The organism is Actinosynnema sp. NPDC002837 (assembly GCF_040295345.1).
Taxonomy (GTDB): domain Bacteria; phylum Actinomycetota; class Actinomycetes; order Mycobacteriales; family Pseudonocardiaceae; genus Actinosynnema.
This window is the reverse complement of record NZ_JBEOVG010000074.1, coordinates 1-22,734: the sequence shown is the minus strand read 5'-3', so window position 1 is coordinate 22,734 and position 22,734 is coordinate 1. Positions and strand designations below refer to the sequence as shown.

Annotated in this window: 27 protein-coding genes; 3 read left to right on the top strand and 24 right to left on the bottom strand. The window is 72.0% G+C overall.

Annotation, left to right across the window (positions count from 1 at the left end; all coding sequences use genetic code 11):
* Positions 1-42: 42 nt before the first annotated feature.
* Genes ABTZ99_RS34095 through ABTZ99_RS34070 form a run of 6 tightly spaced genes read right to left on the bottom strand, consistent with a single transcriptional unit; the run spans position 43 to position 3,516 of the window.
* The gene (locus tag ABTZ99_RS34095) at positions 43-714 is read right to left on the bottom strand and encodes a LiaF transmembrane domain-containing protein (RefSeq protein ID WP_499617218.1); all 672 of its coding nucleotides are present in this window, start codon (positions 712-714) and stop codon (positions 43-45) included.
* Positions 711-986 (bottom strand): DUF4342 domain-containing protein, encoded by a 276-nt coding sequence (locus tag ABTZ99_RS34090; protein ID WP_499617215.1) that lies wholly within the window; start codon positions 984-986, stop codon positions 711-713. The genes ABTZ99_RS34095 and ABTZ99_RS34090 overlap by 4 nt, the downstream gene beginning before the upstream one ends.
* Positions 987-1,001: 15 nt before the next feature.
* Positions 1,002-1,802, bottom strand: a complete 801-nt coding sequence (locus ABTZ99_RS34085; RefSeq protein ID WP_499617212.1) for an ABC transporter permease subunit — start codon at positions 1,800-1,802, stop codon at positions 1,002-1,004.
* Entirely contained in the window at positions 1,792-2,691 is a 900-nt protein-coding gene (locus ABTZ99_RS34080) for an ABC transporter ATP-binding protein (RefSeq protein ID WP_499617209.1), read from the bottom strand. The genes ABTZ99_RS34085 and ABTZ99_RS34080 overlap by 11 nt, the downstream gene beginning before the upstream one ends.
* The gene (locus ABTZ99_RS34075; protein WP_498781150.1) at positions 2,688-3,278 is read right to left on the bottom strand and encodes a hypothetical protein; all 591 of its coding nucleotides are present in this window, start codon (positions 3,276-3,278) and stop codon (positions 2,688-2,690) included. Before ABTZ99_RS34075 ends, ABTZ99_RS34080 begins: the two co-directional genes overlap by 4 nt.
* Before the next feature lie 16 nt (positions 3,279-3,294).
* Positions 3,295-3,516 (bottom strand): SHOCT domain-containing protein, encoded by a 222-nt coding sequence (locus ABTZ99_RS34070; RefSeq protein WP_498781148.1) that lies wholly within the window; start codon positions 3,514-3,516, stop codon positions 3,295-3,297.
* Between the two features lie 147 nt (positions 3,517-3,663).
* Here ABTZ99_RS34070 and ABTZ99_RS34065 point away from each other — a divergent pair, with 147 nt between their 5' ends.
* Positions 3,664-3,954 (top strand): PLD nuclease N-terminal domain-containing protein, encoded by a 291-nt coding sequence (locus tag ABTZ99_RS34065; RefSeq protein ID WP_498781146.1) that lies wholly within the window; start codon positions 3,664-3,666, stop codon positions 3,952-3,954.
* Here ABTZ99_RS34065 and ABTZ99_RS34060 read toward each other — a convergent pair.
* The 18 genes from ABTZ99_RS34060 to ABTZ99_RS33975 all read right to left on the bottom strand — a co-directional run bounded on the left by ABTZ99_RS34060 (position 3,894) and on the right by ABTZ99_RS33975 (position 19,944).
* Entirely contained in the window at positions 3,894-5,003 is a 1,110-nt protein-coding gene (locus ABTZ99_RS34060) for an ABC transporter permease (protein WP_499617203.1), read from the bottom strand. The genes ABTZ99_RS34065 and ABTZ99_RS34060 overlap by 61 nt on opposite strands.
* Positions 5,000-6,166, bottom strand: a complete 1,167-nt coding sequence (locus ABTZ99_RS34055) for an ABC transporter permease (RefSeq protein ID WP_498781144.1) — start codon at positions 6,164-6,166, stop codon at positions 5,000-5,002. The genes ABTZ99_RS34060 and ABTZ99_RS34055 overlap by 4 nt, the downstream gene beginning before the upstream one ends.
* A 5-nt stretch (positions 6,167-6,171) precedes the next feature.
* Positions 6,172-7,116 (bottom strand): ABC transporter ATP-binding protein, encoded by a 945-nt coding sequence (locus ABTZ99_RS34050; RefSeq protein WP_499617199.1) that lies wholly within the window; start codon positions 7,114-7,116, stop codon positions 6,172-6,174.
* A complete protein-coding gene (locus ABTZ99_RS34045; RefSeq protein ID WP_498781141.1) occupies positions 7,064-7,552 on the bottom strand; it encodes a universal stress protein in 489 nt (162 codons plus the stop codon). The genes ABTZ99_RS34050 and ABTZ99_RS34045 overlap by 53 nt, the downstream gene beginning before the upstream one ends.
* 69 nt (positions 7,553-7,621) lie before the next feature.
* Positions 7,622-8,176 (bottom strand): hypothetical protein, encoded by a 555-nt coding sequence (locus tag ABTZ99_RS34040; RefSeq protein ID WP_499617196.1) that lies wholly within the window; start codon positions 8,174-8,176, stop codon positions 7,622-7,624.
* A 74-nt stretch (positions 8,177-8,250) separates the two neighbouring features.
* Positions 8,251-8,700, bottom strand: a complete 450-nt coding sequence (locus ABTZ99_RS34035) for a hydrogenase maturation protease (protein WP_499617193.1) — start codon at positions 8,698-8,700, stop codon at positions 8,251-8,253.
* Complete coding sequence (locus ABTZ99_RS34030; RefSeq protein ID WP_499617191.1) at positions 8,697-9,992, bottom strand: Ni/Fe hydrogenase subunit alpha; 1,296 nt, start codon at positions 9,990-9,992, stop codon at positions 8,697-8,699. Before ABTZ99_RS34030 ends, ABTZ99_RS34035 begins: the two co-directional genes overlap by 4 nt.
* Positions 9,989-10,732 carry an NADH-quinone oxidoreductase subunit B family protein gene (locus ABTZ99_RS34025; RefSeq protein ID WP_498781136.1) on the bottom strand — a complete coding sequence of 248 codons (744 nt, stop codon included), beginning with the start codon at positions 10,730-10,732 and terminating at the stop codon, positions 9,989-9,991. Before ABTZ99_RS34025 ends, ABTZ99_RS34030 begins: the two co-directional genes overlap by 4 nt.
* Positions 10,732-11,553 (bottom strand): FAD/NAD(P)-binding protein, encoded by an 822-nt coding sequence (locus ABTZ99_RS34020; protein ID WP_498781135.1) that lies wholly within the window; start codon positions 11,551-11,553, stop codon positions 10,732-10,734. Before ABTZ99_RS34020 ends, ABTZ99_RS34025 begins: the two co-directional genes overlap by 1 nt.
* Positions 11,550-12,002, bottom strand: coding sequence for a Crp/Fnr family transcriptional regulator (locus ABTZ99_RS34015; RefSeq protein WP_498781134.1), 453 nt, complete (start codon positions 12,000-12,002; stop codon positions 11,550-11,552). Before ABTZ99_RS34015 ends, ABTZ99_RS34020 begins: the two co-directional genes overlap by 4 nt.
* Positions 11,999-13,057: a 4Fe-4S dicluster domain-containing protein gene (locus ABTZ99_RS34010; protein ID WP_499617187.1), complete on the bottom strand. Its 1,059-nt coding sequence runs from the start codon at positions 13,055-13,057 to the stop codon at positions 11,999-12,001. Before ABTZ99_RS34010 ends, ABTZ99_RS34015 begins: the two co-directional genes overlap by 4 nt.
* Complete coding sequence (gene gap / locus ABTZ99_RS34005) at positions 13,054-14,055, bottom strand: type I glyceraldehyde-3-phosphate dehydrogenase (RefSeq protein WP_499617184.1); 1,002 nt, start codon at positions 14,053-14,055, stop codon at positions 13,054-13,056. The genes ABTZ99_RS34010 and gap overlap by 4 nt, the downstream gene beginning before the upstream one ends.
* 97 nt (positions 14,056-14,152) lie before the next feature.
* Positions 14,153-15,184 (bottom strand): hydrogenase expression/formation protein HypE, encoded by a 1,032-nt coding sequence (gene hypE, locus ABTZ99_RS34000; RefSeq protein ID WP_498781128.1) that lies wholly within the window; start codon positions 15,182-15,184, stop codon positions 14,153-14,155.
* Positions 15,181-16,278, bottom strand: coding sequence for a hydrogenase formation protein HypD (hypD, locus tag ABTZ99_RS33995; RefSeq protein ID WP_499617181.1), 1,098 nt, complete (start codon positions 16,276-16,278; stop codon positions 15,181-15,183). Before hypD ends, hypE begins: the two co-directional genes overlap by 4 nt.
* Positions 16,275-16,523 carry a HypC/HybG/HupF family hydrogenase formation chaperone gene (locus ABTZ99_RS33990; RefSeq protein WP_498781125.1) on the bottom strand — a complete coding sequence of 83 codons (249 nt, stop codon included), beginning with the start codon at positions 16,521-16,523 and terminating at the stop codon, positions 16,275-16,277. Before ABTZ99_RS33990 ends, hypD begins: the two co-directional genes overlap by 4 nt.
* Before the next feature lie 6 nt (positions 16,524-16,529).
* Positions 16,530-18,779, bottom strand: a complete 2,250-nt coding sequence (gene hypF, locus ABTZ99_RS33985) for a carbamoyltransferase HypF (RefSeq protein WP_499617178.1) — start codon at positions 18,777-18,779, stop codon at positions 16,530-16,532.
* Positions 18,776-18,952, bottom strand: a complete 177-nt coding sequence (locus tag ABTZ99_RS33980; protein ID WP_498781121.1) for a hypothetical protein — start codon at positions 18,950-18,952, stop codon at positions 18,776-18,778. The genes hypF and ABTZ99_RS33980 overlap by 4 nt, the downstream gene beginning before the upstream one ends.
* A complete protein-coding gene (locus ABTZ99_RS33975) occupies positions 18,949-19,944 on the bottom strand; it encodes an Acg family FMN-binding oxidoreductase (RefSeq protein ID WP_498781120.1) in 996 nt (331 codons plus the stop codon). The genes ABTZ99_RS33980 and ABTZ99_RS33975 overlap by 4 nt, the downstream gene beginning before the upstream one ends.
* Before the next feature lie 196 nt (positions 19,945-20,140).
* Between ABTZ99_RS33975 and ABTZ99_RS33970 the strand changes: the two genes are divergently transcribed.
* Positions 20,141-20,722, top strand: a complete 582-nt coding sequence (locus ABTZ99_RS33970) for a CBS domain-containing protein (protein WP_498781119.1) — start codon at positions 20,141-20,143, stop codon at positions 20,720-20,722.
* Positions 20,723-21,146: 424 nt separating this feature from the next.
* The gene (locus ABTZ99_RS33965) at positions 21,147-22,622 is read left to right on the top strand and encodes a carboxypeptidase-like regulatory domain-containing protein (protein WP_499617172.1); all 1,476 of its coding nucleotides are present in this window, start codon (positions 21,147-21,149) and stop codon (positions 22,620-22,622) included.
* Positions 22,623-22,734: the final 112 nt, after the last annotated feature.

Below are 22,734 nucleotides of genomic sequence, written 5' to 3'. Positions count from 1 at the left end.
CGTCCTGTCGACGGTCTCCCGGACGTGCGCGGGGTGCTTCGGCTACTTGGGGTCGTTGCGGACCTCGACACCACCGAACAGCGCCGTGGCGTTGACCTTGAGCACGGGCGCGTCGAGGGCGTTCGCCGTCTCGCGTTCGGTGTTGTCGTCGTAGCCGCCGAAGAACGGCAGTCCTCCCATCGAGACGCGCCACCCCCTCGGAACGAGGATCTCCACGCCGCCGAACAGCGCGAAGGCGTCGACAGAAGCTTCGTCGTCGATGTGCGCGTCGCGGAGGTCGAGGACCGCTCCGCCGAACACGGCCGACACGCTGGCGCGGGTCAGGTGCTCGGCGCGGCTGCGTACCTTCGTGCCGCCGAACAGCGCCACGGGCACGCCGATGTCGTCGGTGTCGTGGTGGTCCGCCGTGTGGAGGGTGCGCAGTCCGGCGAGAACGGCGACGCCGACGAGCAGCAGCAGGACCGGCCACAGCAGGTTGCCGGTGGTCCACCCCTGGCGGTCGGCCAGGAGCACGAGCCCGATCGCGCTCACCACGGCCGGGCCGAGCGAGACGTGCTTCTGGGTGAGCATGGCGGTGAGGCCGACGCCGATGACGGCGATCGGCCACCAGTCGCCCAACGTGGTGCCGAAGTCGAGGACGTCCGTGGCGTCGAGCACGCCGAGCACGCCGAGCGTGACGAGCACGGTGCCGATCCAGATCCGCACGGGCTTCATGATGGTGCCACCTTCCGGTCCGGGTGCCGTTCGAGGGTGATGGTCCAGCCGCACGAGAGGGCGGCGATGGCGGCGACCGCGGTCACGATCGGCGCGAGGGCGCCGAGGACCACGCCGGCGATGACCGGCATCTTCACCACCGGATGACCGTCGTCGTCCTTGACGACGACGTACCGGGCGCCGGCTCCGCGCGCGAGTTCCTCCGCCTTGTCGACGATCGCCTGACCCGTGACCTGTGCGGTGTAGGTCCGTTCCTGTTGTGTGGTGGTCATATCCGTCTGCTCCTGTCATCGTGTGACGTCGTGGCGTTGGAACACTGCAATTGCCGCGCCCATCAGGACTGCTGTGACGAGCAGCAGCACCGCGATCCCGCCCCAACCCGGGTGACCGGCGAGCGCGTCGTCGATCCCGGCGTGGTGGAAGGGCGAGAGCACTCGCCACGGCCGCAGGTCGTCGCTCAGCGCGGACAAGGCGTCAAGCAGGAACGCGGGCAACGCGACACCGACCGGCACCGCCACCGCCCACCCCGGACGGCCGGTCGTCGCACCCACCAACAGGGCGAGCGCCCCGAACGGCAGCGCGACGACCGCCGAAGCGGCGCACGCGGCCATCAGGCCGGGAACCGGCACGTCCAGACCGGCCATCCGGCCACCGACGACGAGCACGGCGGCCAACGCCGCCGTGACGGCCAGCAGGCTCACCACGATCGCGAGTGCTTTGTCCGCCAGAACCCTGGTGCGGGACACCGGGTTGGCCAGGAGCAGGTCCAGGGTCCCGGCGCGCTCCTCGGCCGCGGTGGCGCGGGCGGCCTGGCCGATCACGACGCCGAGCAGCACCAGCGGCGCGAGGAAGCCGAAGACCTCGGCCTGCACGTACCCGACGCCACTGGTGAACGAGCCCTGCACGCCGAACAGCGCCTTGAACGCCTCGGGGTAGGCATCGAGGAGTTGGTCGAGGTCGGCGCGGGCATTGCGGACCGCCGGGTAGACGGCCAGCTGGAGACCGACGCTCGCGACCAGTACCGCACCCCAGCCCAGCGCGCTGCCCCGGTTGTCCCGCAGGGTCTTCCCGATCAGCTCAGCGGCCACGGTCCTCGCCCTCCACGTAGTCGAGGAAGATCTCCTGCAAGTCGGGTTCCTGACTGGTCACGTTGACCAGGGAGTACAACGCCGCGGCACGGACCAGTTCGCCGACCGGGCCCACGACCCGGCAGTGCACGGACATGCCGTCGGCACGCACCTCGCGCACGCCGGCGACGCCTTCGAACACCGAGGCCGGCACCGGCTCGGCGAAGGTGAATGTCAGGGCGCGCAACGCCTTGGCCTTCAACGCGTCGACCCGCGCGTCGACGACCAGGGTCCCCGAGAGCAGGATGCCGACGCGGTCGGCGACCTGCTCGACCTCGGACAGCACGTGCGAGGAGAACAGGGCGGTGCCGCCGTCGGCGGCGAACTCGCGCAGGTGTGCGTGGAACTCGCGCTGGGCCACCGGGTCCAGACCGCTTGCGGGCTCGTCGAGGATCACCAGCTCGGGGTGGTGCAGGAAGGCCTGCACGATGCCCAGCTTCTGCCGGTTGCCCTTGGACAGCTCGCCCGCGCGGCGGCCCAGGTCCAGGTCGAGCCGCTTGGCCAGCACGCGGGCCTCGGTCAGGTCCGGGTGCCCGCGCAGCCCCGCGAACAGCCGCAGGTGCTCCTCGCCGGTAAGCCGGTCGTAGAGCACCAGGTCACCCGGCACATAGCCGATGCGCTGACGCGCCTGGACCGAGCCGGTGGCGAGGTCCTCGCCGAAGAGCACCACCCGGCCCCGCGTGGGGCGGATGAGGTCCATCAGCAGGCGGATGGTGGTGGTCTTGCCCGCGCCGTTCGGTCCGAGGAGCCCGTAGACCTCGCCGGCGTGCAGGTCCAGGTCGAGCTGGTGCAGCGCCCGCCGACGGCCGTAGTCCTTGCTCAGCTGTTTGGTGTGGACGACGACGGTCATCGGGTGCCACCTCGTTCGGCGTGTTCCTTGATCGACCGCAGGACCGCGTGTTCCAGCAACGTGACGAATGGGCCGGCCAGGTGCCAGTAGCGGCGCAGGCGTGCCCACGACCGCGGGTCGGTCGCGGTGGTCCGCGTGTCATAGGTCAGCAGCGTCCGCCGCTGCCCGTAGGGGACGACCGACAGGGAGCAGACGACCTTGCCGTAGCCCGGCCGGACGAAGTCGGGGAAGTCGCGCGCTTCGAGATCGCGGACGTGCACGAACGGCCGCCAGAACGTGCCGATGGCGCCGAACACGATCTCGGTGCCCGGCAGTTCGGCGAGGCGGACCCACCCCGAATCGGCGGGGATGTCGTCCAAGGTCATCCGGGCGTGCCAGGTGGGACGCCCCTTGAGCAGATTGGGCAGCCTGCGCGCCCAGGTCATCGCGTCCAGCACGGGCCCGTGGAGGTCACTGAAGTCGAGCTCGCGCAGCGCGTCGTAGGTCGCGACCGGGTCGGCCTCGACCACGACGTGCGCGGACCGGGTGAAATCAGGCCGCGGCGCGAGCTGGTCGATCAGCAGCGGACGCGGGAGGGTGGAAGTCACGGCGGATCACCTCGGTTCAGGGGTTTCGCAAGAGGTCGCGCACGCGCCGGAACTCGTCCGCGTCGATCTCGCCCCTGGCCAGTCGGGCCTCGAGGACGCGCAGCGCGGAGCCCTGGTCTTCGTGCGGGCGGCGCATCGCCAACACGGTGATCGCGACCGCACCACCGAGCAGCAGGAGTCCGATCAGGGCCATCATCACGCTGCCGTAGCCGATGCCATACCCGTGATACCAGTGCATGACCACTCCTCTCGTCGACACCAGTAGCTCACCCGGCACCCCTCGGTGGATGCGGTCGAAGGCCCTCGACGAGCGGGGCACTAGGTCCAGCGATCGGAGTACAAGGACCCTGTGGTCTCGCACGCCACCGGGAGGACGCTGGCCGGTATGAAGAGGCACAAGACCTGGTTGGAGATGACCTCCGCGCAGCGGCGCGGCATCCTGGCGCTGAGCGCGGTCGAGGTCGCGCTCGCGGGCGCGGCGTGGGCGGACCTCGCGCGGCGGCCCGCCGAGGCCGTCAACGGCCGCAAGCGCTGGTGGGCCCTGGCGATCGCGGTGAACATCGTCGGCCCACTGACCTACTTCCGCTGGGGCCGCAAGGGGCACGCCCCCCGACCTCACCGGGACAGCGACCGGTGCAGGCGCCACGCGCCGAACGCGAACAGCACGACCGCGTAGCCGGCCAGCACGCCGATCTCGGGCAGCACGTCCACCAGACCGCCGTGCCGGGCCAGTTCGGCGAACGCGTTGTTCGCCCACGCGTGGGGCGTGACGAGCGCGATGGTCCGGACGGTGTCGCCGAACAGCTCCAGCGGCACCATCGACCCTCCCAGGGCGGCGAACCCGATGCCCAACATCAGCGCCGCCGCGCCGACCTGCTGCTCGGTGCGGAAGACCGCTCCCAGCACCATCCCCGCACCGCCCGCGACGAGCGCGAACACCAGCAGCAGCACCCCGGCGGCGATCGGATCACCCCAGCGGACGCCGAAGAGCAGCGAAGTCCCGGCGACGATCACGACGCCCTGCACCAGCGCCACCGCGACGCGGCCGAGTCCTTCACCGAGGACGATGGCCGTCGAGGTCGTCGGTGTGGCCAGCATCCGTCGCGACACACCGAGCCGTCGGGTCTCCACCAACGCCGCCGAGCCGGTGAGCGCGGTGAGGAACACGAACAGCAGCAGTTGCGTGGACGCGCTGGTGTCGAAGCGCCCGGCGCTCCCGGGGAACGCCGATCGGCCGCTGGTCGTGACCTCGACCGACACCGGCGGCACCGCGTCCACCACCGAGTCCACGACAGCCAACGCCGCCGACTGGTCCACGCCGGTCTGCGTCGAGGTGAACCGGGCCGCGGCGAGCCGCGCGGACTCGCGGGCCAGCACGTCGTCCACGGCCAGCCGCATCTGCTGCCCACCCTGGTCGGGCCTGGTCAGCAACCGCACCTCGGTCGGTGTGACGACCAGACCCGCGCTGACCTCCCCGCGTTCGACCGCGGTCCGCAACGCGGCGTCGTCGGCCGAGGTCTCCACCTGGAGCGCCCGGTCGGCGCGCAGGGCGTCGAGCAGGTGCGCGTCACCGCCCACCACGCCGAGCTTGGGCGTCACCCCGCCGCCGAAGGCCGCGCCCAGCACGAGCACGAGCAGGAACGGGAGCACGAACAGGAAGAACAGGCCGACGCGGTCGCGGAACATCCGACGCAGGTTCACCCCGGCGATCGCGAGCGCCTTCACAGCGCCACCGCCTTCTTCGTCATCAGCAACGCCGCGCCGATCGTGAGGACTGCGAACCCGCCCAGCGCGGCGACCGACGGCAGCACCGCGCTCACCTCACCGGCGGACAGGTCGGCCAAGCCGCGCAGGAACCACTGGTGCGGCGAGAAGCCCGCCGCTGCCGCCAACGCCCCGCCGACCTGCGCGACGGGGAAGAAGGTGCCGCCCAGCGAGCCGAGCGTGACCGCCACGACCGCCTGCCACCCACTGGCCTGCGCGGCCGTGCGCGCGAGCACGGACACCACGGCGACCGTTCCGGTGGCCGCCGGCACGCACACGGCGACCAGCAGCGCGACCCCGAGCGGGTTGCCCCAGCGGGCGCCGACGAGCAGGGTCGTGCCCACCACGAGCAGGGCCGTGCTCACCCACCCGACGGCGACGCTGGTCAGCAGCTTGCCCACCAGGATCGACGAGGGCCTCAGAGGCGCGGCGAGCAGCCTCGCCAGCGTGCCGTCGTGGCGCTCGTCCAGCAGGCTGGTGATCCCGAACTGCACCGTGAAGAACAGGAAGAACACCACCATGCCCGCCGCGTAGTACGTGGTGGTGTCGAGCTCGCGGCGCTCGGTCGGGTCGTCCACCACCGGCCGGGGGTCGGGTTCCGCGGCGGCCAGCCGGGCCAGTTCGGCCGGGTCGAGCGCCGATCCCGCCCGGACGGCGGCGGCCACCGCGACACGCGTCGAGTGCAACCCGTCGGTGAACGACGCGGCGATCGACCTGGCGACTTCCGTGCCGAGCGGGGCGTTCACGTCGCCCACCACCTCGATGGCGGCGGCCGTACCGGACAGCACGTCGGTCGACAGGTCGGCGGGCAGCAGGAACGCCGCCGAGACCTCGCCGTCCGCGACGAGCCGTCGCGCCTCGTCGGTCGTGGCCGCGGTGCGGACCTCGACCGCCCCGCTCTCCTCGGCAGCGGGCAGCACGTGCTCCACGAACGCGACCGCCACGGGTCCGTGGTCGTCGTCCACGACGACGTACCGGAAGGGCGACGAGCCGGACAGATCGCCCAACACCAGGTTGAGCACCAGGACCAAGCCGAGCGGGAGCAGCAGCCCGAAGAGGAACACGGACTTGTCCCGGGCGCGTTCGCGCAGGTCCTTCGCGGCGATGAGCACAGCGTGGCGCATCCGGCTCACTCCCTCAACGCTCGGCCGGTCAGGTGCAGGAACACGGCCTCCAGGTTCGGTTCGGCAACCTCGACCGACCGCACCACGACCCCGTCGACGCGCACGGAGGCGAGCACGTCGGGCAGGCACGCGCTCGCGTCGTCGACCACCAGGTCGATCTCGTGGCCGTGCGCGGCGGCCGCGAGCACGACGGGCAGCGAGCCGACCGCGCGCAGCGCCTGCTCGGTGTCGCCCTGCAACACCAGCGAGATCCGATCGTGCTCGCCGAGTCGGTCCACCAGCTCGCGCCGGGTGCCCTCGGCGATCAGCCGACCCGAGTCGATGACGCCTACCCGGTCGCACAGCCGTTCGGCCTCTTCCATGTAGTGGGTGGTGTAGAGGATCGCCATGCCGGTGGCCGCGAGCGCGTGGACGTTGTCCATGATCTGGTTGCGGCTCTGCGGGTCCACGCCCGCCGTGGGCTCGTCCAGCACCAGCAGCAGCGGCTCGTGCAGCAAGCCGATGCCGACGTTGAGCCGCCGCTTCATCCCGCCCGAGTACTCCTTGGCGAGGTCACCCGCCCGGTCCGCCAGACCCACGACGTCGAGCACGTGGTCCACGCGCCTGGTCGCGGCCCGGCCGGACATGCCGTACAGGCGGGCGAAGAAGCGCAGGTTCTCCCGACCGGTGAGGTCCGGGTAGAGCGCGAGTTCCTGCGGCACGTAACCGATGAGGCGCTTTGCGTCGGTGGTCTTGGTGGACAACCGCCTGCCATCCACCATGACCTCGCCCGCATCGCGTTCGAGGATCCCGACGGCCATCGAGATGGCGGTCGTCTTGCCCGCCCCGTTCGGGCCGAGCAGCCCGTAGGTCTCGCCGGCGGCCAGGTCGAAGCTCAAGCCGTCGACCGCGACCAGGTCACCGAAACTCTTGCGCAGGCCGCGACAGGTGAGCACCGTCCGCGTTGTCATCGTCCTTACCTCCCACCGGGACGATCACGACGGGGCAGTGGCCGTGCCGCAGGCAGTGCGCGGTCACCGAGCCGACGACCTCCAGTCCCGCCCTGCGGTAGCCGTGGCCGCCCAGGACTAGGACGTCGGCGTCCTTCGAAAGTTCCACCAGCACGTGTCCGGGACCGCCGGTCGGCACGAGCCGCTCGACGCCCTCGGCCTCCGGTCCGACTTCCGCCACCGCATCGCGCAGGAACCGCTCGTGCAGGCCGCGGAACGCGTCCGGTCCGGTCCCGAGTGGCGGTGACGCGTTCGTGGGCACGGGGTGCACTTGGCACACCGAGACCGCCGTCACCCGTGCGCCGTGCTCCTCGGCGTGCCGCACCGCCCAGGCCAGTGCCGCCTTGCTCGCCGCTGATCCGTCGACACCGACCACGATTCGCTTGAAACCGTCCACAGCAGGACTTCCTCTCTGAACGAGGGAGCAGGCGGACCGGGGGAGGGGAGGTCCGCCTGCTCCGGGGCGTCACCGCAGCCAGGCCTTGTCACGGACCTGGGGCAGGCGCGCCCATTGGCGGCCGAAGCCCCAGGTGTCACCCGCGTTGGTGAACGCGACGGTGACCAGGGCGACGGCGTAGACGATGTGGTAGTCGACGATGGGGTTGGTGGACATGCTGGGTTCGCCGGCTGAGGTGAACTGGGCCAGTGGCCATTCGGCGGCCCACATGAGCAGCATCATCAGGGTTCCGGCGACCGCGGCGAAGCGCAGGCCGATCCCGGCGATGACCGCGACGCCGATGCCGAGCAGACCCAGCATGAACAGCCAGTCTGCCCACGAGTCGCCGGCCCAGGCGTGGAAGGTGGACTCGAACGGGCCGACCGCGACCCGGCTGAGGAAGCCCTTGGTCGGCGACCCGCCGTACAGGTACGCGCCGGCCGGCTTGGTGGCGTAACCCAGCCCGAAGAACTTGTCGAAGAACGCCCACAGGAACACGAACCCGGTCGTGATCCGCAGGACCGCGAGCGCGATCGCACCGGTGCCGGCGCGGGGCGCGGCCTTGGTGTCGGCAATGGCGGTCATGGCTACGTCTCCTCGTCTCGTGCCTCGTCCCCAGCCTGCTGGGCGCGGCTCACGGGCGACGCCGTCGAAAGTCCTCAACGGCCCGGGACGTCTGTCGCGACTTCCCGCATGACCTCGCGCACCAGCTCGGGGACGGCCGCGGCGACCGGTGGGCTGAGGCCGGGGCCGAAAGCCACGTCCGACACCTCCACGGCCAGCACGACCAACCGCCGCGGCAACCGGTCCAGCGCCTGCGCCAGCTCGACCGCTTCCGGAACGCCGAAGCCGTGCGAGCTGGTCGCGCTGCCACCGGCGTCGAGGAACGACACGCGGTGCACCCGCCCCGGTCGTGCGGGCGTGCACCGGACCGCGTCCACGACCACGACGAGGTCGGCGTCCGCCCACGCCTCCATCAGCCGCACCGGGTCGCCATCGGTGATCTCGGCGCGCACGCCGAGGGCGCTCACCGCGCGGGCGACAGCCGGACCGACCCCGTCGTCGCGGCGGAACTCGTTGCCCACGCCCACCACGACGGCCGTGCTCATCCGCGGTCCACGGTGAGGTCGAGGAAATGTGCCGAACACGAGATGCACGGGTCGTAGTTGCGGATGGCCCGCTCGCACAGCGACACCAGCGAGTGGTCGTCCAGGTGCAGGTAGGACGTCACCAGCCGGGTCACGTCGTCCTCGATCGCGGACTGGTTCTGCGAGGTCGGGGGGACGATGTCCGCCGTGACCACGAGCCCGCCCGGACCGATTTCGTAGCGGTGGTACAGCAAGCCCCGTGGCGCCTCGGTGATGCCGTGCCCCACGCCCACCATCGAGGGCACGTCCAGGAACGGCAGCGCGGGGCGTTGGTACTCCGCGATGATCCTGAGGGCCTCCTCGACCGCGTAGACCACCTCCACCGCCCGCACCACGATGCTGCGGAACGGGTTGCGGCACTCGGCGCCCAGACCGCCGGCCGTGGCCGCCTGCGCTGCGACGGTGGACAGCCGGTCGGAGTTGAGCGTGTACCTGGCCAGCGGACCCACCAGGTACATCCGGCCGTCCAGCCGGGCGTGCAACGCGGTCGAGTGCGGCACCTGGTGCTCGACCACGTGCTCGCCGAACTCGGCCGCGGTGAAGGACAGGCCGGTGGTGACGCGCGGTTCTCCTCGGTCGATCGGATAGCCGTCGGTGTCCCGCAACGCCATCAGGTCGTGCGGCACGTCGAGGTCTGGGAACTCGAAGCCCGCCACCCACTGCACCGTGGCGAGCGCGTCGTCCAGCGTGCGGCGCAGCCGCACCGCCAGTGGGCGCAGCTCGGCGGCGGTCGGCGCGCGGTAGAAGCCACCGACGCGGACGTTGACAGGGTGGATTGCCCGACCGCCTACCAGGTCCATGATGGCGTTGCCCGCCTGCTTGAGCGCCAGACCGCGTTCTACCAGAGCGCGGTGCTCGGCGGCCATCGCGATGCCGTCCGGGAAGCCGAGGAAGTCCGGCGCGTGCAGCAGGTAGATGTGGAGGGCGTGGCTGGAGATCCACTCGCCGCAGTACAGCAGTCGGCGCAGTGCCAGGACCTGCCCGTCGACCACGACACCGCACGCGTCCTCGATGGCCCGGCACGCGCTGATCTGGTAGGCGACCGGGCAGATGCCGCAGATCCGCGCGGTGATGTCCGGCGGTTCGAGGTAGTCGCGGCCGCGCAGGAAGGCTTCGAAGAACCGCGGCGGCTCGTAGATGTTCAACGCCACGTCCTCGACGCGGCCGTCCTTCGTGCGCACGTGCAGCGCGCCCTCGCCCTCGACCCTGGCCAGGCCCGCGACCCGCAGCGTGCGGTTGGCGCGGTGCGTCATGCCCACTCCCTCCCGGAGTTGAAGGTGCGGAACACCCGACCCACCTCGTCATCGGTCATACCGCTGCGACGCAGCAGCGGGATTAGGGCGGGCACGTTCGGGCGCGTCATCGGGCCGAAGCAGCCGTAGCAGCCGCGACCCACGGCCGGGCACAGCGCGCCGCACCCGGCGTGCGTGACAGGCCCGAGGCACGGCACGCCGTCGGCCACCATCACGCAGGTCAACCCGCGACGCTTGCACTCGGCGCACACGCTGGTGTCGGGCAGGTCCGGCTCCCGGCCCGCGAGGAACGCCGACAGCACCTCCAGCAGCTGTCCCCGGTCGATGGGGCACCCGCGCAGTTCGTAGTCCACTTCGACGTGCGCGGACACGGGGGTCGACGTCGTCAGCGAGTCGATCAGCTCCGGGGAGGCGTAGACGACGGACCGGAACTCGGCGACGTCGCCGAAGTTGCGCAGCGCCTGGATGCCGCCGCCGGTGGCGCACGCGCCGACCACGACCAGCACCCGTGACTGCTCGCGGATCCACCTGATCCGCCGCTCTTCCTCCGGTGTGGTGACCGATCCTTCCACGATGGAGATGTCGTAGGGGCCGGGTCGGGTTTCCGGTGTCACTTCGAGGAAGTGCGCGATCTCGACGCGGTCGGTGAGGACGAGCAGTTCGTCCTCGCAGTCCAGCAGGGTGAGCTGGCAGCCGTCGCAGGAGGTGAGCTTCCAGACGGCGAGGGTCGGCTTGGCCATCACAGCTCCTTCACGGACAGCAGGCCGGCGGCCACCGGGTAGTCCACGACCGGTCCGTCGCGGCACAGCAGCAGCGGCCCGAGCTGGCAGTGCCCGCACCGGCCGGTGCCGCACTGCATGTTGCGCTCCAACGAGACCTGGACGCGGTGGTCGGGCACGCCGCGTCCGATCAGGACACCGGCGCAGGCGCGCATCATGGGTTCCGGTCCGCACAGCAGGGCGATGGTGCGTCCGGGGTCGAGCGGCATGGCGGCGAGTGGTTCGGTCACGAACCCGATGCGGCCGGTCCACCCGTCGCCGGGCTGGTCGACGGTCAGCAGGACTTCGACGCCGGAATCGTCGTCCCACCGGCGCAGTTCGTCGCGGTAGAGGAAGTCGGTGGGTGTGCGGGCGCCCGCGACGAGCACCACCCGGCGGTAGCGGTGCCGGTGGGTCAGGGCATGGCGCACCGCGGGCCGCAGCGGGGCCAATCCGATGCCACCGGCGACAATCAGCAGGTCGTCCACGCCGTCGAGCCGCCACGCCGTGCCGAACGGACCCCGCACACCCAGCACGGTGCCCGGCGTCGAGTCGTGCAACGCCCGGCTGACCGCGCCGACCGAGCGGATCGTGTGCACCAGGTCGCCGGTCTCGGGGATGCCGCTGACCGAGATGGGCACCTCGCCCACGCCGTGCGCGTAGAGCATCGCGAACTGGCCTGGTCGGAACGGGGCCAGCGGCTCGTCCGCCGGGCGCAGCGTCAACGTCGCCGAGTCCGCGGTCTCCCTGGTCCGCCGCTCCACCCGGTACCGGGTCGGCAGCCAGGCCGCCGGCGGGATCACCGCGGGTTCCGATACAGGTCGAGCAGCCGCAAGCGGGTGGACTGCAGCCGGTTGAGCATGGCTTCGGCGAGCGCGAGGGACAGCCGGTAACCCAGTGCAGGGTCTTCCTCGGCCAGCTCCCGCAACCGGGCGGCGTCCCACGCGATGGCGCGGGTCGGGGAGACGACCGTCGCCCCGAAGTGCCACCGGTAGGGCGGCACGAACCAGGACAGGCCCAGCAGTTCGCCCGGCCCGATGCTCTGCACCGCCACGGATCCCCGGCCGGGCACCGGGATGTCCACCATCACGCAGCCGCAGAGCACCACCCGGGCGCGGTCGGCGGGCTGCCCCTCCTCGAACAGCCGCGTCCCCGGTCGGTGGGTTTCCAGTTCACCAGTGCCGGCGAGCACCGCCCGCTGGGTGGGGGTGAGCGCGCCGAGCAGCGGCACCGTGTCCAAGTCCGGGATCATGACGCCCCCCGCGCCAGGGCCGCGGCTTCTTCGGTGATGTCGATTCCCGCCGGGCACCAGGCGATGCACCTGCCGCAGCCCACGCAGCCGGACGTGCCGAACTGGTCGAACCACGTGCTCAGCTTGTGGCTCATCCACTGCCGGTAGCGGGCCGCGCCGGAGGTGCGCACCGGACCGCCGTGCAGGTAGGAGAAGTCGGTCTCGAAGCACGACGCCCAACGCTGGCGGCGTTCGGCTTGGCCGTCGGCGAGGTCGGTGACGTCCTCGACCGTGACACAGAAGCAGGTAGGGCAGACCATGGTGCAGTTGCCGCACGTCAAGCACCGCTCGGCCACGCGTTCCCAGTGCGCGGAGTCCCGGTTGGCGGCCAAGAGGTCGCGCAGGTCCGGTTCCGGCATGGCGCGGCCCATGCGCAGGCGCGCGGCGTCGACGTCCGACCGCGCGAGCTCTTCGTCCGCCGCGCTCGCCGGGGCGGCGTTCAGCCAGTCGAGCACGTCCTTCCCGGCGGGGGTGCCCGCCGTGGCGAGGAACCGGTGCCCGTCGGAGCCGATCCGCTCGGTGAGCGCGATGTCGTAGCCGTCCCGGGCGTCCGGGCCGCATCCCATGGACGCGCAGAAGCACAGCTCACCCGGTTCGGTGCACTGGGCGGCGACCACGAACGGAGCCCGTTCGCCGAGGACCTGGCACAGCTTGCCGATCGCGGCGAGGTCGCACGGGCGCACACCGAGGAACGCGTAGCGGGGCCGCGTGTCGGCCACGGAGTGGAAGCCGTCGTCGTCGGCCGTCAGCAGGGTTCGGTGCGACGGGTGCAGGAAGGTCTTCCACGACTGCGGCCCGGCGGAGTGCCCGAACACCGCGTCGTCGTCCCGCCGCCGGACCCGGTAGTGACCTGGCCCGGTCTCCACGCCCCACCCGGCGGGCAGGTCGTCGGCGGTGTCCAGTTCCGCCAACGTGATGGCGTCGTCGCGCAGGACCGGTCCGACGACCGTGTAACCCTGGAAGCGCAGTTCCGCGATCAGCGCGTCGAGACCTGCCAGGTCGAGCACGGCACTCACGGCAGCGTCCCGGCGATGTGGCGGACCAGGTCGATGGTGCGGTTGGCATAGCCCCACTCGTTGTCGTACCAGCCGAACACCTTCACGATGGAGCCGGTTGCCTTGGTCAGGCCGGCGTCGAACACGCACGACGCCTGCTCGCCGATGATGTCGCGGGACACGACCGGCGCGGTGGTGTAGCGCAGGATGCCCTTGAGCCTGCCGTCGGCGGCTTCGGCGAACGCCCGGTTGACCTCCTCGACCGTGGCAGGCTTGTCCAGCAGCACGGTGAGGTCGGTGAGCGAGCCGTCCTCCACCGGCACGCGCACCGCGAGACCGTCGAGCCTGCCCGCCAGCTCCGGGATGACGAGGCCGACCGCCCTGGCCGCGCCCGTGGAGGTGGGGATCATGTTGACCGCCGCCGACCGCGCCCGGCGGAAGTCCTTGTGCGGACCGTCCAGCAGCGACTGGTCGTTGGTGTAGCTGTGGATCGTGGTCATCAGGCCCTCGCGGATGCCGAACGCCTCGTGCAGCACCATCGCCATCGGCGCGACGCAGTTCGTCGTGCACGACGCGTTTGACACCACGTGGTGCCGCTGCGGGTCGTAGGTGTCCTCGTTGACGCCCATCACGATGGTGGCGTCGACGTCCTTGCCCGGCGCGGTGATCAGCACCTTGCGGACACCGTGCGCGAGGTGCGTGCCGGCCGTCTCGCGGGTGCGGAACCGGCCGGTCGCCTCGATCACGACGTCGACGTCCCAGTCGAGGGCGACCGGGTCGGCCTCCGAGGTGACGCGCACCCGGTGTCCGTCGACCGCCAGCGCGTCCGCCCCGGCGCTCACCGCGTGTGCCCACGGCCCGTAGGTGGAGTCGAACGCCAGCAGGTGCGCCAGCGCTTCCGGGGTGGTGAGGTCGTTCACCGCGACGATCTCGATGCCCGTGTCGCCGCGGTCGAACACCGCCCGCATCACGTCCCGTCCGATCCGCCCGAACCCGTTGATGCCAATGCGAACCGTCATCTCGTCCTCCTCGGTGGTACTTCGATGCTCGTCGGGACCGGTCGACCGGGGGAGTGGCGAAGGGCCCGGTCTGCCGGTCCATGGGTCCCTGGTGGGGTCAGCAGATCCTGGGCAGCTGTTCGCCGACGAGGACGTCCACGATCCGCGACGAGCCCACCAGGGTCCGCGCGGTCACGCGGCCCGCGCGCCCGCCGGTCACCCGGCCGATCACGGCCGTCCCGGCGCCCTCAGGCAGGGCGCGCATGGCCGCCAGCACAACCGGTGCGGACGCCGGGGCCACGAGTGCCACCAGGCAGCCCTCGTTGGCCACGTGCATCGGGTCCAGGCCGAGCAGCTCGCACGCCGAGGCGACTGCACGCGGCACCGGAACATCGGCCTCCACGATCTCCATGGCGACCCCGGACGCCTGTGCCAGCTCGTTCAGCGCGCTGGCCAGGCCTCCGCGGGTGGGGTCGCGCAACGCGTGCACGTCACGGCCGCCGGCCTCGATCATGGCGGCCACCAGCCGGTGCAGGGGACGGCTGTCCGAGGCGATCTCCGCCTCGAACCCGAGGCCCTCTCGCGCGCTGAGGATCGCCGTGCCGTGCAGCCCGATCGGTCCGGACAGCAGCACCACGTCACCCTCCGCGCCGCCCGCAGCCGACGGCCACGCGTCGCGCAGCCGCACGCCGACACCCGTGGTGGTGACGTAGATGCCGTCCGCCGCGCCGCGACCGACCACCTTGGTGTCGCCGGTGACGATCGGCACGCCGACCGCCTGGGAGGCATTGGCCGCGGACCGGGTGATCTGCCGCAGCTCTTCCACCGGCAGTCCTTCTTCGACCACGTAGGCCAGGCTGAGCGCGATCGGGCGGGCGCCGCGCATCGCCAGGTCGTTCACGGTCCCGTGCACGGCCAGCGAGCCGATGTCGCCGCCGGGGAAGAACCTCGGCGTCACGACGAAGCCGTCGGTGCTGAACACGAGGTCCGCGCCGGCCACCCCGATCACGGCGGCGTCCTCCAGCGGCCCGTCACCGCCGAGTTCGGGGGTGATGACGTCGGCGAGCAGCTCGGCCATGAGCTGCCCGCCGGAGCCATGACCCAGCAGGACGCGTTCGGTCTCCACGACGGGCAACGGGCAGCTGGTCATCTCGACTCCGATCCGCGCCCGGCGTTGTGGAACGCGGCGCAGGTTCCCTCGCTGGACACCATCGGGGCGCCCAGCGGTGTGCGGGGTGTGCAGGTGCGCCCGTAGGCGCGGCAGTCGGTGGGCACCTTGGTGCCGCGCAGGATGTCGCCCGCGATGCAGTCCGGTGCCTCACGGGCGGTGATCGCGTCGGTGGCGAAGCGGCGCTCGGCGTCGAACGCGGTGAACTCCTCGGTCAACGCCAGGCCGCTGGCCGGGATGGGGCCGACACCGCGCCACGTCCGGTCGGTGACCCGGAAGACGCGCCCGATCACCTCCTGGGCGGAGGTGTTGCCGGACCGCCGCACCGCCCTCGCGTACTGGTTCTCCACCTCGGCGCGGCCGTCCTCCAGCTGCCGGACGGCCATCAGGATGCCCTCCAGCAGGTCCAGCGGTTCGAACCCGGTGACCACGATCGGCACCCGGTAGCGCTCGGCGATGGGCTCGTACTCCGTCCACCCCATCACCGCGCAGACGTGGCCCGCGGCCAGGAACGCCTGCACCTGGTTGTCGGGCGCGTCGAGCAGCGCGGTGATCGCGGGCGGCACGAGGACGTGGCTGACCAGTGCGCTGAAGTTGGCCACGCCCGAATCGGCGGCGTGCAGCACGGCCATCGCGTTGGCGGGCGCGGTGGTCTCGAAGCCGACGGCGAAGAACACCACCTGCCGGTCCGGGTTCTCCTGCGCGATCCGCACCGCGTCCAGCGGCGTGTAGACCACCCGCACGTCCGCGCCCCTCGCCTTCAGGCCCAGCAGGTCGCCGGTCGTGCCCGGCACCCGGAGCATGTCGCCGTAGCTGGTGAAGATCACGTCCGGTCCGCCCGCGATGGCGATGGCCTTGTCCACCACCTCCAGCGGCGTGACGCACACCGGGCAGCCGGGGCCGTGGATCATCCGGACGCCTGTGAGCAGCAGCTCGTCGATGCCCTGCCGCACGATCGTGTGCGTCTGGCCGCCGCACACCTCCATGACGGTCCACGGGTGGTGGGCGGTGGCGTGCAGTTCGGCCAGCAGCCGGCGGGCCAGTACGGGGTCGCGGTACTCGTCCAGGTGCTTCACGACGGCCCCAGTTCGGTGGCCAGGGCGTCGGGCATGGCCCGCAGCACGGCGAGGGTCTTGGCGGCCTCGACCTCGTCCACCAGGCTGATGGCGAAGCCGACGTGCACGATCACGTAGTCGCCGATGGTCGCGTCCGGCGTGTAGACCAGGCACACGGGTCGGCGCAGCCCGTCGAAGTCGACGGTGCCACTGCGCAGGCCGGTGTCGTCGATCGCGACGATCCGGCCGGGAATGCCGAGGCACATCGTCCTTCACCCCCTCAGCCGGGCCGCGGCGACCACGGCCTGTCCGTAGCTGATACCGCCGTCGTTGACCGGCACGCGCTCACCGACGTGCACCTCGAACCCGGCGTCCGCGAGCTCGCGCACCAAGGCGGTGGTCAACCGGCTGTTCTGGAACACACCGCCGCCGAGGCACACGGTGTGCACGCCGGTGGCGTCGGCGGTCTGCTCGACCAGCGCGCGGGTGGCGTGCACGAGCGTCGTGTGGAACCGGGCCGCGACCACTCCGACCGCCTGTTCGGAGAGCACCAGGTCGCGCAACGTCGGCACGGGGTCGTAGACCCACAGCGAGTCGCGACGGTGCAGTCGCCACGACAGCGGCTCGCCGTCGGGATGGCCGGAGGCGGCGGCCTCCAGCAGCACTGCCGCCTCGCCCTCGTAGCTGTTGACGTCGCACACGCCCAGCAGGGCCGCAGCGGCGTCGAAGAGCCTGCCGACGCTGGAGGCGAGCGGGCTGTTCACGCCCTGGACGATCATCCGACGCACCAGCTCGACCTCCCGCGGCTCAACCCGGTCCAGCAGCGCGGCGGACCTGATCGGCCGAACGCCGAAGTCCTCCGCGCCGAACAGGTGACCCAGCGCCATCCGGGCCGGCCGCCGCACGGCCGCCTCACCGCCGGGCAGCGGTGCGGCGCCGATCCGACCGACCCTGCGGTAGGACCGGTAGTCGGCTAGCAGCACCTCGCCACCCCACAACGTGCCGTCGTCGCCGAAGCCGAGGCCGTCGTAGGCCACACCGATGAACTCGCCGAGCACGCCGTGCTCGGCCGCCGTGGCCACGACGTGCGCGTGGTGGTGCTGCACGGCTACGCGGCGGTCGGCGGGCCACCGCCCGGCGTGCCCGGTCGACAGGTAGCCGGGGTGCAGGTCGTGCGAGCAGTACCGAGGTTCGACGTCCTGCCAACGGCACAACGTCCGCGCGGTGTCCTCGAACGCCGCGTAGGTCTCGACGTCGGAGAGGTCGCCGACGTGCGGGCCGACCACCGCGTGCTCGTCGACCGCGAGCGTCGTCGTGTGCTTGAGCTGTGCCCCGACCGCGAGGACGGGCTCGGCAGCGGGAACGGGCAGCGGCAGCGGGTCGGGCGCGTAACCCCGCGCCCGCCGCAGCAGCGCCGTACCGCGGACCACCGAATCGTCGTAGCGGGAGCGGATCGGCCGGTCGTGCGACAGGATGCCGTCGACAAGCGGGCCGAGCACGGTGCGGGCATCGTCGTCGCGGGTGATGATCGGCTCGCCCGACCGGTTGCCGCTGGTGACCACGAGCGGCCGGTCGAGGTCTGCCAGCAGCAGGTGGTGCAGCGGGCTGTAGGGCAGGAACAGGCCGATCTCGGTCAGGCCGGGCGCGACCGAGGGCGCGAGTCCCGCATCCGTGCGCCGCGGCAGCAGCACGATCGGCGCGGCGATCGAGGTCAACGCCGTGTCCTCCTCCACCACGGACAGCGCGTGAGCGGCGGCGTGTGACCGGACCATGACGGCGAGCGCCTTGGTGGGTCGGTGTTTCGCGGCACGCAGCCTGGCCACGGCCGCATCGTCGGTCGCGTCGCACGCCAGTTGGTAGCCGCCGATGCCCTTGACCGCCACCAGTCCGCCACCGGCCAGCGCGCCGACGGCGGTCCGCAACGCGTCATCGCCGGACAACGCGCCCCACGACAGCGTCGGACCGCAGTCCGGGCAGGCGATGGGCTCGGCGTGGAACCGTCGGTCGCCCGGGTCGTGGTACTCCGCCGAGCACGCCGGGCACATCGTGAACCGGCGCATGGTCGTGCGGACCCGGTCGTAGGGCAGCGCTTCCACAATGGTTGCCCGCGGCCCGCATTCGGCGCAGTTGGTGAACGGGTAGCGGTACCGGCGGTCGGCCGGGTCGAACAGCTCCGCGAGGCAGCGCTCGCAGGTGGCCAGGTCCGGCGGCAGCCACCGGGGGCCGGGGCCGCCGTCGGCCGCGCTGTCCCGCACCACGAATCCGGGCGGTGGCGCCGCCTCGGCCGGCAGCGGCGACACCGTCACGGACTCGACGTGCGACACCGGCGGCGGCCGCTCGCCGACCAGCCTGCGGAACTCGGCGAGAGCCTCCGGCTCGCCCGCTGCGGTGATCACCACGTGGCCGTCGACGTTGCGCACGTCCCCGTCGATGCCCAGCGCCGACGCGTGGCGGTGCACGTGGGGCCGGAACCCCACGCCCTGCACCGTTCCCCGCACCTCGATGCGCTGGACCTGCTTCACCGCCGTCGCTCCAGCACCAGCCGGCGCTCGGCCGCACCGGTCACGGCCCTGGCGGCGGCGACGGGGCTGACCGAGACCGACGTGATGCACAGGCGGACGAGGTGCTCGACGAACTCCGCGATCGCGAAGTCGTGCGCGCCCTGTCCACCGAGAGACCTGCCGCAGCCGCTCATCTCGGCTCCCACTGGTCGATCAGCTCGGTGACCGCGCGACGGGGTGTCGGCGGCAGCGGGTCGGCGTTGAACGCGGCCCAGCCGACGCGCAGGAGGATCTGCGGGCAGGAGGTGCCGTCCAGCACCTCGTCGCGCACCCGGTCCCTGGTCTCGGCGACCTCCAAGGGCTGGCTGAGCGGGCACGTGGCCAGGCCGGCCGCGGTCGCCTCCAGCAGTACCGCGCTCATGGCCTCGCCGGCGCGCAGCAGCGACAGCCGGTCGTCCGAGGACGTGGCGAGGACGAGCAACGAGGCGCCGTCTTCCTCCCACTCGTCCAGCCGCTCGTCGAGGAGCTCGCCGCCGGGGAATTCACGCAGTTGCACGTCACCGTGCTGCGGAACGCCGGCAGGCGCGTTGGCGGCGGGGACACCGTCGACGTTCGCGCGGCCGCCGCTCCAACGGCGGACCTCGGCCTGGTAGGTGGGGTCGGCGTCCTGCACGGCCGCGGCCCTGCCGATCGCAGTGGCGAGGTCGAAGCGGTCACGGGTGCCGGTCACCTCGTGGGCGGTGGCGTCCTCCTCGATGGCCCGTTCGGCCAGCAGGTCCAGCACCGGGCGGGGCACGTCCCAGGAGGAGAAGCGTCGGCGGTCGGTGCGGCGGCGCGGGATGGCCGAGGCCATCGCCACGTCGGCGTCGGTAGGTTCCCGTCGGGTGAACTCGACCGCTGCGAGGTGGTCGGGATCGGCCGGATTGGGCAGCCGGTGGACGACCGCGCGCCAGCCGAGCGCGGCCAGGGCGACGCGCAGGTGGTGCAGCGCGGCGCCGCAGCTGAGCAGCAGGTCCGCGCCGCGCGGGTCGGTGGCGGGCAGCTGCCGGGACGGGTCCGCGTACAGGTGCACGCTCCGGTCGCCCACTCGCCAACGCCACGGTTGGGTGTTGTGCACCGAAGGCGCGCGACAGGCCAGGGCCACCGCCGCCGCGATCGTTTCCTCGTCCGGCCGGCTGCGGTCCATCCGACTCACCTCCACGCTGTTGGTCTCTGTGGTTCGCTTTCGACCGTGGCACCGGCGGTGGGTGCTCTCGCAGGGTCGGAGGTCCCGATCCACCAGGGACCGACGTGCCGTGCCGGTGCCGGAGGACCAAAGGCATCGCCCGGAAGTGCCGATGCGCCCTGCCGACGATCGGCGGGTGAGCGGACCGTTGCGGGGTATGAACGCCGCAGATGTGATGACCCGGCCCGTCTACACGGTCGAACCGTCCACCACCGTGCGCGCCGCGAGCGCCGTCCTGGTCGACCACGGCTTCTCCGCGCTCCCGGTCGTCGGGCCGGGCGGGCTGCTGGTCGGCGTCGTGTCCGGCTCCGACCTGCTGCTCGCCAACCTCGAACAGGGCGTCGCCGCCACCGTCGACCAGGTGATGGCGACCAACGTCACCAGCGCGCCGCTCACCGCCACGCCCACCGAGCTGGCCGGCGCGATGCTCGGACACCGGCTGCGTTGCCTGCCCGTGGTGGACGCCAGGGGAGTGGTGGTCGGTGTGGTGAGCCGCGGCGACCTGCTGCGCGTCCTCACCCCGGACGACGACGTCCTCGCCGCCCGCGTCGACCGGCTGCTCACCGCCTACAGCCGCACCCGCCGCTGGGACGTCGACGTGGCCGACGGCCGGATCGTGGTGGCCGGCCAGTTCGACGACGAGGCCGAGCGCCGCGTCGTGACCGCCCTCGTCCGCACGGTTCCCGGCGTGGCGGGTATCGAGCTGCGTCCGGTTCCGGTGTCGACCGGGACCGTCTGACCTCACGGGTACCAGGGCGGAAGGCCCTGTGCCGCCCGGGATCGCCGACGGGCCGTCCAGTGCCGACGCCTCTGCACCGCTCTCGCATGACGGACGACGCTGAGGTCGGAGAAATTCACAGAGAGGACGGATAGAGGGGAGATCCACGATGTCACGGTTACGGCGATCCATTGGCGCGCTGTTGTTGACGGTCGTCGTCTGCGCGGGAGCGTCGACGGGACCGGCGCTCGGCGACACCTCGGTGCCGTCCGAACCCGCCGCGACCTCGCCGGCCGAAACGGAGCCGACCACCACCGCACCGGTCGAGACCTCGACGACGGTCCCGACCGAGTCGATCACACCGACCGGTTCGCCCACGACGACCCCGAGCACGCCGTCACCCGCACCCGCCGACCCCACGGCTGCGGAACCCGTTCAAGGATTCGTGGACCTGGTTCTCGCGGTCGTCTTCGACAAACCGGAGTTCGTCGCGGACGAGCCGGTCACCGCACGGGCCACGGTGACCAACGTCGGCACCGCGCCGGCGAGCCGCGTGACCATCGACTCGACCGGGAACGTGGCGGGCGAGCGCTACTGGGAGGAGATCGGGTACTTCGGCGTGCGCGTCGAACCCGGGCAGACCGTGCAGGCCACGTACGTCGGTCGGGTGACGACGACGGAGTACCCGGCGTCGATGGTCGTGACGATCAGGTCGCTCGACGAACCGGACGCCAACCCGGCCGACAACGTCGCCACGATCAGCGCCCCGGTCACCGTCGTCCGCGGCACCTTCACGGGAACCGTCTACGCCGACCGCAACGGCGACGCGACCATGAACGCGGGCGAAGCCCTCACCGACCTCCCGGTCGAGGTCAGAGGCGGGCGGCCGGCCGGCTTGTACACCACGAGAACGGACTCGGCCGGCCGTTTCACGTTCCGCGACCTGCCCCGCGGCGACTACGACGTCCTGTTCGGCACCGGTGAGGTGTCGTTCCCGCCGAAGACGGTGCGGGTGGACGGCGTGCGCGACCCGGACCTGCTGTTCCGCGGTGCCCTCTGGGTCGAACCGGTCCTGACCGCGTCGGCGACGCTCGACCGGCAGACCTACCGCATGGGCGACATCGCCCGCATGACGCTGACCCTGACCAACAGCGGCGCGGTGTCGATCCCGGCAGTGCTGGCGTCGTCGTGGGCCAACGGCGGCGTCCAGGTGGACCTCGGGGACCTCGACAACCCGGGCCCCGGCGTCACCGTGCCCGGGAACGCGACCCTGACCATCGACGTGCCGATCCCGATCGGTGACGCGGTCGCCGACTACGGCTACCTGTCGGTGGAGTGCGTGTTCGGCGCGCCGCCCGTCTACAACGGCAACGTCCGCACCACCGTGCGCGCCAAGGTCCTGGGCGCGGTGGCGCCCAGGGTCACCGGCTGGGTGGCGCAGGAGCGCTTCGTGCCGCGACCCAGCGTGTTGGGCGGTCCCTACACCGGCCCGGCGGTGCCCGGCTTGAAGGTGTACCTCAAAGACCGGGACACAGGTTCGGTCGCCGCCCGCGCCACGACGAACGCCCAAGGCACCTTCGAGTTCCGGGACGTCCCGGCGGGTGAGTACGTGTTCGACGTCGTCGGGCCCTGGAAGGTGATCTTCGGAGGCACGTTCTTCATCCGGGCGAGCGCCGAATCCTGGCGCACGGTGATAGTGACCCCGGGACCGGACCGGCCCGAACCCGATGTCACGCCCCCGCCCGACGTCACGCCCGCGCCCGGTGAACCACCCGCGCCGGGTGCCGGGCCGGCGCGTCAGCCCACGGCCGCCGACCTCGCCGCGACGGGCGTGAACGTCACCTGGCTCGCGTTGGGCGGCCTGCTCACGCTGCTCATCGGGCTCGGCCTGGTCGTGCGCTCCGGTCGCAGGCAGATCTGACTGGGTGGTGCACCAGTCCGGGGCCGCGGGGGGGCCCCCCCCCCCGGGCCCCCCCACCACGCCCGCTCACCCCACGATCGGCCCGAGGTAGCCGCGCAGCACCTTCTTCAGC

Excerpts from the sequence above, each read along its gene's own strand:
- ABTZ99_RS34095 (WP_499617218.1), bottom strand. The coding sequence starts at position 714 with ATGAAGCCCGTGCGGATCTGGATCGGCACCGTGCTCGTCACGCTCGGC.
- ABTZ99_RS34090 (WP_499617215.1), bottom strand. The coding sequence starts at position 986 with ATGACCACCACACAACAGGAACGGACCTACACCGCACAGGTCACGGGT.
- ABTZ99_RS34080 (WP_499617209.1), bottom strand. The coding sequence starts at position 2,691 with ATGACCGTCGTCGTCCACACCAAACAGCTGAGCAAGGACTACGGCCGT.
- ABTZ99_RS34070 (WP_498781148.1), bottom strand. The coding sequence starts at position 3,516 with ATGCACTGGTATCACGGGTATGGCATCGGCTACGGCAGCGTGATGATG.
- ABTZ99_RS34065 (WP_498781146.1), top strand. The coding sequence starts at position 3,664 with ATGAAGAGGCACAAGACCTGGTTGGAGATGACCTCCGCGCAGCGGCGC.
- ABTZ99_RS34055 (WP_498781144.1), bottom strand. The coding sequence starts at position 6,166 with ATGCGCCACGCTGTGCTCATCGCCGCGAAGGACCTGCGCGAACGCGCC.
- ABTZ99_RS34050 (WP_499617199.1), bottom strand. The coding sequence starts at position 7,116 with ATGACAACGCGGACGGTGCTCACCTGTCGCGGCCTGCGCAAGAGTTTC.
- ABTZ99_RS34040 (WP_499617196.1), bottom strand. The coding sequence starts at position 8,176 with ATGACCGCCATTGCCGACACCAAGGCCGCGCCCCGCGCCGGCACCGGT.
- ABTZ99_RS34035 (WP_499617193.1), bottom strand. The coding sequence starts at position 8,700 with ATGAGCACGGCCGTCGTGGTGGGCGTGGGCAACGAGTTCCGCCGCGAC.
- ABTZ99_RS34030 (WP_499617191.1), bottom strand. The coding sequence starts at position 9,992 with ATGACGCACCGCGCCAACCGCACGCTGCGGGTCGCGGGCCTGGCCAGG.
- ABTZ99_RS34025 (WP_498781136.1), bottom strand. The coding sequence starts at position 10,732 with ATGGCCAAGCCGACCCTCGCCGTCTGGAAGCTCACCTCCTGCGACGGC.
- ABTZ99_RS34015 (WP_498781134.1), bottom strand. The coding sequence starts at position 12,002 with ATGATCCCGGACTTGGACACGGTGCCGCTGCTCGGCGCGCTCACCCCC.
- gap (WP_499617184.1), bottom strand. The coding sequence starts at position 14,055 with ATGACGGTTCGCATTGGCATCAACGGGTTCGGGCGGATCGGACGGGAC.
- hypE (WP_498781128.1), bottom strand. The coding sequence starts at position 15,184 with ATGACCAGCTGCCCGTTGCCCGTCGTGGAGACCGAACGCGTCCTGCTG.
- ABTZ99_RS33990 (WP_498781125.1), bottom strand. The coding sequence starts at position 16,523 with ATGTGCCTCGGCATTCCCGGCCGGATCGTCGCGATCGACGACACCGGC.
- ABTZ99_RS33980 (WP_498781121.1), bottom strand. The coding sequence starts at position 18,952 with ATGAGCGGCTGCGGCAGGTCTCTCGGTGGACAGGGCGCGCACGACTTC.
- ABTZ99_RS33975 (WP_498781120.1), bottom strand. The coding sequence starts at position 19,944 with ATGGACCGCAGCCGGCCGGACGAGGAAACGATCGCGGCGGCGGTGGCC.
- ABTZ99_RS33970 (WP_498781119.1), top strand. The coding sequence starts at position 20,141 with ATGAACGCCGCAGATGTGATGACCCGGCCCGTCTACACGGTCGAACCG.